At 46.7% G+C, this 11,395-nt stretch carries 10 protein-coding genes and 1 pseudogene; 8 read left to right on the top strand and 3 right to left on the bottom strand.

Features of this window, described 5'->3' with window-relative positions:
• Positions 1-126: 126 nt before the first annotated feature.
• Positions 127-516, top strand: a pseudogene (locus Q3A88_RS20990) (inovirus Gp2 family protein); the annotation flags it as partial.
• 450 nt (positions 517-966) lie between these two features.
• Here Q3A88_RS20990 and Q3A88_RS20985 read toward each other — a convergent pair.
• On the bottom strand, positions 967-2,844 hold the full coding sequence (locus Q3A88_RS20985) for a sigma 54-interacting transcriptional regulator (RefSeq protein ID WP_317178588.1): 1,878 nt from the start codon (positions 2,842-2,844) through the stop codon (positions 967-969).
• Positions 2,845-3,174: 330 nt separating this feature from the next.
• On the opposite strand from Q3A88_RS20985, the gene dcuC reads away from it, so the two are divergent.
• Complete coding sequence (gene dcuC / locus Q3A88_RS20980) at positions 3,175-4,422, top strand: C4-dicarboxylate transporter DcuC (protein WP_317178587.1); 1,248 nt, start codon at positions 3,175-3,177, stop codon at positions 4,420-4,422.
• Between the two features lie 14 nt (positions 4,423-4,436).
• Positions 4,437-5,792 carry an adenylosuccinate lyase gene (purB, locus tag Q3A88_RS20975; RefSeq protein ID WP_233991342.1) on the top strand — a complete coding sequence of 452 codons (1,356 nt, stop codon included), beginning with the start codon at positions 4,437-4,439 and terminating at the stop codon, positions 5,790-5,792.
• Between the two features lie 309 nt (positions 5,793-6,101).
• Here the strand turns inward: purB and trpS are convergent, their stop codons facing one another.
• Entirely contained in the window at positions 6,102-7,109 is a 1,008-nt protein-coding gene (trpS, locus tag Q3A88_RS20970) for a tryptophan--tRNA ligase (RefSeq protein WP_317178586.1), read from the bottom strand.
• 411 nt (positions 7,110-7,520) lie between these two features.
• On the opposite strand from trpS, the gene Q3A88_RS20965 reads away from it, so the two are divergent.
• The 5 genes from Q3A88_RS20965 (at position 7,521) to Q3A88_RS20945 (ending at position 11,189) form a co-directional block, all read left to right on the top strand.
• Positions 7,521-8,522 (top strand): hypothetical protein, encoded by a 1,002-nt coding sequence (locus Q3A88_RS20965; RefSeq protein WP_317178585.1) that lies wholly within the window; start codon positions 7,521-7,523, stop codon positions 8,520-8,522.
• A 148-nt stretch (positions 8,523-8,670) separates the two neighbouring features.
• A complete protein-coding gene (locus tag Q3A88_RS20960; protein WP_233991339.1) occupies positions 8,671-8,985 on the top strand; it encodes a DMT family transporter in 315 nt (104 codons plus the stop codon).
• The gene (locus Q3A88_RS20955; protein WP_233991338.1) at positions 8,982-9,329 is read left to right on the top strand and encodes a DMT family transporter; all 348 of its coding nucleotides are present in this window, start codon (positions 8,982-8,984) and stop codon (positions 9,327-9,329) included. The genes Q3A88_RS20960 and Q3A88_RS20955 overlap by 4 nt, the downstream gene beginning before the upstream one ends.
• Positions 9,326-9,907 (top strand): hypothetical protein, encoded by a 582-nt coding sequence (locus Q3A88_RS20950; protein ID WP_317178584.1) that lies wholly within the window; start codon positions 9,326-9,328, stop codon positions 9,905-9,907. The genes Q3A88_RS20955 and Q3A88_RS20950 overlap by 4 nt, the downstream gene beginning before the upstream one ends.
• Before the next feature lie 301 nt (positions 9,908-10,208).
• The gene (locus Q3A88_RS20945) at positions 10,209-11,189 is read left to right on the top strand and encodes a toll/interleukin-1 receptor domain-containing protein (protein ID WP_317178583.1); all 981 of its coding nucleotides are present in this window, start codon (positions 10,209-10,211) and stop codon (positions 11,187-11,189) included.
• A gap of 111 nt (positions 11,190-11,300) precedes the next feature.
• Here Q3A88_RS20945 and Q3A88_RS20940 read toward each other — a convergent pair.
• A partial coding sequence (locus Q3A88_RS20940) for an IS1 family transposase (RefSeq protein WP_317177888.1) occupies positions 11,301-11,395 on the bottom strand: 95 nt, incomplete at its 5' end.

The following is an 11,395-nucleotide window of genomic DNA, read 5'->3' as shown; positions in this document are numbered from 1 at the left end:
CCTCGCGGAGAATACTGATGATCTGTTCGTCGGAAAAACGCTTCTTCATGGGGATGTCCTCATGTGGCTTATGAAGACATTACTAACATCGCGGTGTGTTAATCAACGGGGAGCAGGTCAGATGAACAGCGCAAACGTAAAGAAGGAAAACGAGTACATCCCAATACGCTCCGCTATGCATGGGTACGGGAATTTACTCAGAATGGGAAACGTCATTTTCACGTATTTCTGTTTCTGAACAAGGACGCATACTACCATCTGGGAGATTTTAATATGGATGACGACACGCTAAGAACCATGATCACCTCTGCATGGTGCAGTGCGTTAACTTTGACTCATGAGGAAGGGCTGCACCTGGTGCAGTATCCTGCTAATGGTAAATATATCCTGAATCGTGATGATATTCTTAATGATATTTATCCCGGTGATTTACTGAATCGGATTGACTATCTAACGAAAGTTAAAAGTAAGGTTTTCGGCGATGGCGATCGTAATTTTGGTTGCAGCATGAGATAATTTATTTTTACGGTACAGGCCTTTCCTATAAATGAAAGCCCTAATAGATGATCTAATATTAGGTTTTTCTACCAGCAGTATCAAAGAGATAAACAAAATCTCAGGCAAAAAAAGCAAAAAAAATAGTTAAAAGAGGAAAGGAAAATGCCCTATCGGGGGCGGCTGCGTTTCTAGTTTTAAGAAAAAAGCTCATGGACTACTATGGGGATGAGGAAGACTGACATCGGGTGATGAACACCATCAGTTTATCGCGTGGATAAATGAAGCCACCTCTGTCGGTGCACGTTGGGCAGTGGCTTGCCGAGAAGTTGAGCTCAGCAAACGAACTTAGCAACTGTTGCAACAATCCCCAGAAGACCGAAGAATAACAGCGATATGTCCAGAGTCCCATTTATCTACTCTCCCCCCGCTTTATACTTATATTAATTTAGTTATATAGTTTAACTTTCTTTACTCAATTGCGCCGGGGCGATTTTTCAGTTTACGCCAGAGTGTTGAACGACTGATTCCAAGTATCTTTGCGGCCTTAGTATGGTTGCCTCGTGTTTGTCTAATGGCTGCGTCTATTTCATCCCATTCACCTGGAAAATCCTCAAGACTGTTTTCGTTTAGACCATCTAATTGTAATATTTTCTGGATATCATCCCCCGTAATATATTCATGCTTATGTATGGCAACAATACGTTCAATAATATTGATAAGTTCGCGCACATTACCCGGCCAACTGTATGTGTTCAGCATTGTCATAGCATCATGTGTAAAGGTCAGGTAACCCTTACTCAAGCCTGCTTTCTGTTTAATGAAATGTTCCAGTAATAATGAAATGTCGTTTTTACGCGCACGTAGTGGCGGGAGTGTAAGCTGTAATACGTTCAAGCGATAATACAAATCTGCACGAAATTGCTTTTCTTTAATCAACGTCTTTAAATTATTGTTCGTCGCGGCAATAAACCGGACGTTAACCGGGATGGTATGCGCACTGCCTAGACGACGAATAACCCTTTCCTGTAAAACACGCAGGATTTTACCTTGTATGGCATATTCCATTTCGGCAATTTCATCCAGAAAGAGAGTGCCATTATGTGCTAGTTCAAACACACCGGGTTTACCTTTCGGATCGGCCCCCGTAAATGCCCCTTTGTCGTAGCCAAACAATTCACTTTCCAGAATGTGCGAGGGAAGAGCAGCGCAATTAATTGCAACAAAAGGGCCATTTGCTTGCAGGCTATAATTATGGATGCTTTGGGCAAAGACCTCTTTTCCCGTTCCCGTTTCGCCAGTAATGAGAATTGACGAATCCGTCAGCGCAAACTGCTTAGCCATATCAATGGTGCTTTTTAATGCATGGCTGGTTTTTTCAATTTGCTGGAATGTTTTTTCCGCATTATGGCCAGTTCCAAGAATGCGCTGGCGTACCTGATTCTCCATTTGTTGGATTCGGGCTATATTTTGAAAGGTTACGACCGCACCAACCGTTTTCCCGTTCACGATGATTGGGATCTTATTGCATAAAATCTCTGTACCGTTGATACCGATAATTTCACCTAGCTCATCTCGCCCACTGGATATCATTGATTTGATTTTTAACTCTGGCCATATCTCATCTAATTTTTTCCCTGTAACGTGATGCTTCTCTAGTCCGGTGATAGCCTCGGCTTGTGGGTTAAACGAGGTGATTCGCGCATTCACATCCACAGATAAAATGCCTTCATAGGCATAATCCAAAACTGCACTGAATAATTCTGTTTTTGCTTTTTCAAGGTTTTTGGCATGAAGGATCAGTTTTGCCTGTTCTGCGGCTTGAATAATACTGCTTGGCCCATTGTGGACGAATTCAAAGGGAATGTTATGTGCCTGCGAAATACGCTTAGCGATATAACCCCCTACAATGACATCAATATCATCGGCAAGGATTTTTGCTACCTGTATGGGGATATCCTGCACAGAATGAATGGGGTACAACCGTATGTCCGTTTGAAGCGATGCACTCAGAAAATCAAGTTCATTAATCAAGTGAGGGTAACTGATGACAGCAATTCGAGAGCCGTAGTCCTTTGCTTTTTGAATCGCTCTGACTGTGTCGATTGTGGTAACGCTAATCTCAACAAGACTGACCTGCAACGATGCAGCCCGTATTGCCGCAGCCGCAGCCGCTCGGGTAATAATGATTTCTATACCATTTTTAATTAGTTCACGCGCACATGCTACACAGTCTTCCAGTGCACCCTTTTCGAACCGAATATTCTCCTGTTTGCTGGCCAATAGCGTCTGGGCCGATTGGTACATCTCTTCATCTTGCGCAAGAAAAGCAATAAGTTCCGAAGCCATCACAGGTTACCCCATCAACGAAGAAAGCAGAAATGAAACACATTTGATACGTTTTGAGACGCTAATGGTACTACATGAAACGATGAGTGAAATTCTCTGATGTTTTTTTTCGACGAATGGAATATAACCAATTGAATTTTAATTGTTTTTTATTGTGGCATGGTTTGTGCTTATTCCAGCGAAGGGTGACCTTCCGAACAGAAGAGGCCATCACAGTGTAGTTGTTTGGGCGGTTATCGACGTCAGATTGCATCCTGTAAAACGATGACAGGGGAACGCTGATTCAACAATAAATAACAATAAACACTATTATAATTAAGGGGATAGAACATGTTTTATCTAGGAGTAATTATTGTCGTACTGACATTTGTCGCCATTATTAAGCAATATGAAACGCGAATGGTGCTGTTTCTCTCCGGTCTGTTAATGGCGCTACTGGCTGGGGAATTCACCAGCGTATTTACCAGTTTCTCCAAAGCGATGGTCAATGAAGGGTTGGTGGTTGCCATCTGTACCGTGATGGGTTTCGCCTACGTGATGAAACTAACGGAATGCGATAAGCATTTGGTGTTGTTGCTCAGTCGGTTCCTCATCAAGGTCAGATTTATCCTGATTCCCGGCACGGTATTCGTGACCTTTATCATCAATACCGCATTGGTTAGCGCTGCGGGTTGTGCGGCGGCTGTAGGGGCGATTTTAATCCCGGTATTGAAAAGCGTTGGCGTTCATCCGGCGATTGCCGCTGCGGCTGTACTGGCGGGAACGTGGGGAAGCGTGTTTAGTCCGGGCTCGGTGCAGAACCCGTTTATCGCCAAGATTGCGAATGTTGATGTGATGACGGTAGTTGCTGGACACAGTGTTGCGGCGATTACGGCCATGTTAATCGTCGCAGTTATGCTGAATGTTGTTGCGATAATTCGGAAGGAAAATAAGGGTTATGTTTCGGATGAAAAAAATGAGGAACATACGGGAAAAGCCAATCTGCTGAAAGCTCTGGTGCCGATAGTCCCGTTGTTGTTATTAATTCTCAGCAGTAAACAAATTCATTTGATTCCCCCGGTCTCTGTTACGGAAGCCATGCTGACAGGGATTATCTTGTCTTGCCTGATTGCACGCATCAACCCTAAAAAAATTTCCGAGACGTTCTTTTCCGGTATGGGGAACGCCTATGGAAACATTATCGGCATCATTATTGGCGCCATGGTGTTTATCAATGGGATGGAGCAAATCGGTATCATCCAGGTTCTGACCGATGTGATGAAGAATTCCGTTAGTGCGGCGAAGTTTGCCGCGACCTTTGGCCCAATGGTAATTGCCGTGTTATCGGGCTCCGGCGAAGCCGCAACGTTGGCATTCAACGGTGCAGTCACTGTTCATGCGGCCGATTTTGGAATGAGCATTACTCACATGGGGTCACAAGCTTATTTGTCTGGCGCACTGGGGAGAATCTTATCACCAGTAGCTGGAGCCACCATCGTGTGTGCACAAATTGCTGGTGTTACGCCGATTGAAGTCGTCAAAAGGAATGTCGCAGGCACGCTGCTGGCGATCATTGTCACCCTATTCATTTTATTATAAGTAAGGATCTCAATATGGCATCCAGCATGATTGATAGTGAACTTTTCAAAGATTATTTCGGTACGGCGGACATGCGCCAAGTTTTCAGCGATGAAAATCAGATCCAAAAATGGATGGATTGTGAAGCTGCACTGGCACGGGTTGAAGCCAGATTGGGGATTATTCCTTCCACTGCCGCAGAGGAAATTTCGCGTAAAGCACATGTCAGCCAGATCAATATTGGGAAAATCAAACAAGAAATTGATAAAACCGGGCATCCTTTTATTGCATTGGTGAGCGTATTCAAGACCCTTTGCGAAGGACGGTCCGGAGAATATTTGCATTGGGGAGCGACAACACAGGACATTCTAGATTCGGGGCTTATCCTGCAACTCAGAGAAGCCTATCAGATTATTGAACGTAAATTGGAAACGGTATATGACGCCGTATGTGAAAAAGCGCAAAGTACCCGAAATATTATTATGGTTGGGCGCACGAATGGTCAGCAAGCGATTCCCATCACCTTGGGATTTAAATTTGCCGTATGGGGGTTTGAACTCCAGCGGCAGCAGCAGCGCCTTACCGAATGCCGAGAACGTCTGCTGGTAGGGCAGTTTGCGGGGGCGGTTGGTACGGTGGCTTCTCTAGGCTCACGTGGTATTGAGGTGCAAGAGGCCTTTTTTGCTGAGTTAGGCCTGAATACACCACCTATTGCCTGGTTTACCTCACGCGACTCACTGGTAGAGTTCGCCAGTGTACTGGCGCAGATTGCTACAACACTGGGAAAAATAGGCAATGAAGTCTATGCATTGCAAAAGGGAGAAATCGGCGAGTTGGAAGAGTATAGCGGTGGAGACAGCATTGGCAGCAGTACCATGCCCCATAAACGAAATCCGTTTAATGCCATGCAAATTGTCACACTAGCAAAACTAACTCGTTCTGCGGCTGCTAGCATGATGGATGCGGCAGAGCAGGAGCATGAGCGCGATTGCCGTGGGATGCAGGTCGAATGGGATGCGCTCCCTCGCGCATGCTTGCTGACTGATGCTGCACTGGATAAGAGTATTCATCTGGTGCGTAATCTTGTCGTGAAACCACAGCAGATTGAGAAAAATTTAGGGCTGTTACGGGGGCTGATCTTCTCTGAGGCTGCCATGCTTAAGTTGGCACAAACTAAAGGCCGCCAGACGGCACACCATATTATTCACCGCCTAGCAATGCAGGCGATTGATGAGGGTGTCAATCTCAGGCATTTACTTCGGCAAGATCCGGAAACGACAGAGCTCATTTCAGAACACGAACTCGATGAAATATTCGAACCGAAGCATTACATCGGATTTTCTCTCGAATTTGTCGATAGATTGATAAATAGTAGAGCGAGCCGTTTATAAATCGTAAATGTCAGGGGTTATATTGATCATTCGCGATAGGTACAGAAGTAAGTATGATATGAAAGGGTGAGCAAAGAGAAGATGAAGGGCTACTGTTGACATTACTAGTTATGCTAACAGTAGCCTCGGTGAAGGGATCAGTAAACAGACAGGCTCATGCGACTTTGAACTACAATCAGATATTATCTTATCTAGACCGTCTGTCAGCATTTTGCTTGCCGTATGAAGCTCTTCTAATGGCATTTCATGCCAACTTTCGATGAGCCATTTCGGTATCAGAAGCTTGTATTGGCGAACGCTAGGGAGCGTTCAAAATAGTGTAGGCAAGCCCAGTCCGTTCTTTACTTCCCGTAGCGTCTCTTGTGTGACTTCATGCGCTCGTTCGCTACCTTGTTTCAGTATCTCCATTAGCATGCCTTTATCCTGAATAAGAGTCGCACGCCTCTCACGCATGGGCATAATCAATTCCTGCAGGCAGATTTCCAGCTCGTTTTTACAGGTGCGATCACCAAGCCCACCCTGTTGATAGTGCGCTTTCATCATCGCCACTTTCCCTTTGTCTGGGTGGAAAGCATCCAGATAGGTAAACACGACATTTCCTTCGATCTGTCCAGGTTCGCTGATTTTAAGATGATTAGGATCTGTGTACATAGCGCTGACCGCTTCGTGAATATCCTCTTCACTGGCAGAGAGTTTCAGAGTATTGCCGAGGGATTTTGACATTTTGGCGCTACCGTCTATGCCTGGCAGGCGACTGCTGCCACTCAGAATCGCCTGACAGTGGTGCAGCAGCGGTGTAGGTAGCAAACTATTCATCTTGTGAACAATCTCGTTAGTTTGCTCGATCATCGGTAGTTGATCGTCTCCTGCTGGTACGTATTCAGCTTTAAACGCGGTGATATCTGCTGCTTGGCTGATAGGATAGGCCATAAATCCAACGGGTAGAGAACGGGTAAAACCTTTCTGCGCTATTTCATTTTTTACCGTGGGGTTACGTTCTACGCGAGCGACGGTGACAATATTCATATACAGCATGGTCAGTTCTGCTAGTGCAGGTAAAGCCGATTGCAGACAGATAGTGGTGAGGGCCGGATTGATACCTGCAGCTAGGTAATCCGCTAGCACCTCAGGGATATTATCGCGGATCTTTTGCGGGTTCGTGCCGTTATCGGTTAGTCCTTGTAAGTCAGCAACCAGTACGAACTGTTGATGGGTATGTTGTAAGGCAACGCGCTGACTCAGCGAGCCTGCATAGTGTCCGAGGTGCAGAGGACCCGTAGGGCGATCGCCGGTCAGAATGGTGGGTTTCATGTTCATTAAAGACTCCTTTACGTAAAAAACCGAAAGGGGCCTTTGGAACGAAATAGCCGCCTTTCGCGGCTATTAAAATAGGGATAAAAAAAACCGAGCCGCCTTTAATTAGGCTGCCACCAACGATTATGGGATTGGAGGATAACGGTCTTTTCATTCATGGACATTACAGTATCACAGTTAAGTACAAGGGGAAACCTGCAATCTTATCGCTATTAATTAGCAACTTGTTTAATCTGATTGCTATCAGGGATAAGAGCCATCGCTGGTCATTTGAGGCGGATACTTCAATATTTTTTTTGCATAAACTGTTGCTGCTGTTTTGAGCAGTAATAACAAACCTTTTGTTCTCAGATTTGCGATAGATCTTTTACCGACGTAAGTAAGTATACGTATCACTTGTATAGAGGAATTCAGATGAACCCATTTTTGATCATTGGCGGTTATGGTGTTGTCGGGACAGAGGCTGCCAACGCTTTGCGAATTTATCAGCCTGATTTGCCGCTCATACTTGCTGGACGAGACAGTAAGAAGGCAGAGGCTGCCGCAGCTAAGCTTGGCAACGCTGTGGGTGTCGCTGTCGATACCAGAAGGGCAGATCTGGGATTGCCGTCTTGCCTGAAACCCAGTGGTATCGCCCTGCTGACTAACGATCTTTCGACGAACCCGGTGAAGTTCGCCGTGAGTCAAGGCATTCCGTACACCAGCATTGCCACGCAACTCACGCATCTGGCACCGAAGCTGGCGGTGCAGATCGGCGGCTGTGATCAGTCAGCCTGCTTGCTACAGGATACGAGCTTCGCTGGCACGCTAGTGTTGGCGGGGCTGGAAGTGATGGGAAGGTTCTCTCATGTCGATACTATCAAGGTCGGCGCGGTGATGGACGATCAGGATCTCGGCGGCCCGGCCAGCCAGAGCGACGTGGATGACTTTGGCGACAAGGCCCCCGGCTTTCTGCTGGATGCGGGCGAGTGGGTTCAGCCCAATCACGAACAGGGCAACCGAACTTTCACTTTGCTCGACGGTACATCGTATCAGGGCACCAGTTTTCCCTCGTTCGATTTGCCTGAACTGGCGGCGAAATCCGATGCGCCATTTATCCGGTACGACTTTGCGTTCGGTGAGACTCCAGGCCGTCGTACGACGGGGCAGCCCTCTGTGGAAATCGTATATGAGATCACGGGTACGCTTTCTGATGGTAAAGCGGCAACGTTGACGGCGCAACTGTCTCATCCGCGCGGCCAGACCGTACTGACCGGGATAGGCGTTGCCGTCGGGATTGAGGCACTGCTCGGTCTGGCAAGTGACGGTCCCGTTGCGCCAGGACTCTATTTGCCATCGACCCTCATCAACCCTGCTCACATGGTTCGACGGCTGAAGGAGGCCGGAGCAGAACTACGCGTACAGATCGACCTATAGAACCTCGAATCCACTCTATGAATGCTCAACTACTGTTTATGTGGTTGGGCATCATGTATGGAGGTTTCTGGACTATTTTTTATTGACCCAGTACTCTTTCTCTAGGTAAATTGTGTACATCAGTACATTTATTTTCATTGGAGACACTGTGGTTGTACCTACGCTAATCTTCGGCGCTATTTGCAGCACCTTGGGTACTTTGGCTCTGAAAGGTTCGGAGCGATTCAGAAAGCCAATTCCTACGGCATTGGCGTTGCTGTGCTACGCTGGTTCGACCGTACTGCTCGCTCGAGCTATGACCCTGATGCCCGTCGCTTTGGCTCATGCCGTATGGACCGGGCTGGTTGCGCTTGCGCTGCTGGGCATTGACCGTTTCTATTTCCGTTTGCCGGTTTCCGGTAGCCGCTTGGCAGGCTTCCTGTGCGTTTTGGGCGGCATTGCAGTTCTGGGGGCTCAATCATGATGCAATCCCCTAATCTGCGGACATGGATGCTACTTGTGCTAACAGTGTTTGCCGAGGCGGCTTCGACCTCGTTGCTGAAGTATTCTGACGGATTCAGGCTGATAGCACCGGGTCTGGTATCGTTTGCAGGCTATGTGTTCGTCCTCTTTCTATTCTCTCATGTGCTGGCGCGGATTCCGGCAAGCGTGGCCTATACCGTGTGGGCAGGGTTAGGTACTTTGTTGCTGATCCTGTCCGGCTGGCTGCTGTTCGGTGAAGCGATGACGCTTGCTAATCTTGCAGGCATTGCCCTTATCGTCGTCGGCGTAATCCTGATCAACAGGACAGGGGAGTCTCCTGCATGACGAAGGCGCGGAGCAAGCGGGGAGCGGGAGACCCTGACCGGTCAGCTCGCTTGGTCGATGCCTCGTTGTCGATCATGCTAGCGAAGGGAATTCAGGGGGTCAGCCATCGTGCAGTTGCTGCCAAGGCAGGAGTTCCTCTTGGTTCAACCACTTATTATTTCCGTGATCTTGATACACTACTGATTGCTTCCATTGAGCGATTGACGCAACGGCGTAGGATGGAAATGGATGCTTGGAGTGCCGATATCTCATCACTGGAAGAATTGATCACCCGATTGGCAGAACTCATCATCACTCGTCTAACGCATGACAGGGTGGAAACTGTGCTGTCCTATGAGCTCTATTTTCTAGCATTGCGGCACCCGACTTTCAGTTTTTACAGCGAAGCATCCACCCAAGTGCTAAGCGATACGATACGGCGCTTTGCCGACGAACCAACTACCCGGGCCTTGACCGTGCTAGTTGATGGTTTTGTGATCGAGGGGCTGTTATCTGGACGTCCCCCGATGTTCAGGGATCTGCTGTCTGCGATGAGTTCAGTGGTGAGGGGTACGGAGAAGGGACAAATAACGGAGTAGATGATTCCAGACAAAGAAAATAATGCCTCCTCCCTAGGGGGTCCTCCCGTTGATATTTGTTGTAATATTGCTGAGAAACAAAGAAAAAAATTACCCATGGTAAGCTAGAAGAACTTATAGTTGGGGGTAAAATGTCAGGTGAAATGATTAAAAGTGCTACTTTGTAATTTAGTTGTAACACCTTACAGATGAAGGGCTGATTTTCTGTACCAATAACTTGAAGTAAATAGGAGTGATTTTTTATATTTATCGCTCGAAATGAAGGTGTTTCCATTTTTCTGTATCGGAGTCTCTGACATCTATGACCACTCTTGTTTTTTCGTATTCCCATGTGGATGAAGCACTCCGTAATGAACTTGAGAAGCATCTATCACCCTTGAAACGTATGGGAAAGATCACAACATGGCACGATCGCTGCGTCATTCCAGGGCAGGAATTTGAACACCAGATTGACCAGTATTTTTCCGAAGCTGATATTATTCTACTGCTTATCAGTAGCGATTTTATCGCTTCTGATTATTGCTATCAGATTGAGATGGCTAATGCTCTGGAGCGTCACAAGATTGGAGATGCAATTGTCATTCCGGTGATCCTAAGAGAGTGCGCTTGGCACCAGTTGCCATTTGGAAGCATCATGGCAGCGACAATAGACGCTAAACCAATTACTAAATTTACCACCCATGATGAAGGCTATGTTCAGGTTGTTGATGCTGTTTCTCGCGCTATTGCAAGTATGGGGACGAAAAAAACGCAGCAAAATGCAAATATTCAGTTTCCTGCCTCAGTTTCTTCACCTTTCCAAGCAACTGATACTGTATTTACGCCACGCTCAAGCAACCTTTCCCTACCAAAGCGCTTTACTGACCTTGATAAGGATCGTGCCTGCCGCGAAGGATTCGAGTTCGTCGCCCGATATTTTGAAAACTCACTGACTGAGCTTAAAAAGCGTCATGCTGGGCTAGATGCTGATTTCCATCAACGTGATGCAGATTCCTTCACTTGCGCAGTTTATATCAACGGTAGCAGAGTTGGTCAGTGTGGTATCTGGCGCGGTGGCAGCCACATGGGATTCGGAGATATCTGTTACAGCCAGGATGATGTAACCCACCGTAGCTGTAATGAAAGCCTCAGTATTGCTGACAATGGGCAACTTATTGGTTTCCGTCCAATGATGGGGTTTTTGGGTTCCAGAAGCTCACAGGATTCATTGCTTACCGACGAAGGAATGGCTGAACACCTTTGGGATATGTTTTTTAACTCAATCCAGCAACGTTTCCGTTAGACATCCGATTACTAGATGTTGATACAGTGACACCTTAAATATGCTTCAGGGCGCTGACATCACCTTCTAGCATTCATAAAATACGGTCACGTATTCAATATGTAGATCAGGTCATTGCAGATAATGTTCACGTTCGATGAATGTGCCGATTATCTTGTCATGCATTTCCACTGATTTTGAGTACCCGATAGTTTTACGATTCAGTC

It is taken from the genome of Pectobacterium sp. HCp5_1, assembly GCF_032905925.1.
In the GTDB taxonomy this organism is placed as follows: Bacteria; Pseudomonadota; Gammaproteobacteria; order Enterobacterales; family Enterobacteriaceae; genus Pectobacterium; species Pectobacterium brasiliense_A.
This window is presented reverse-complemented; position numbering and strand designations above follow the sequence as displayed.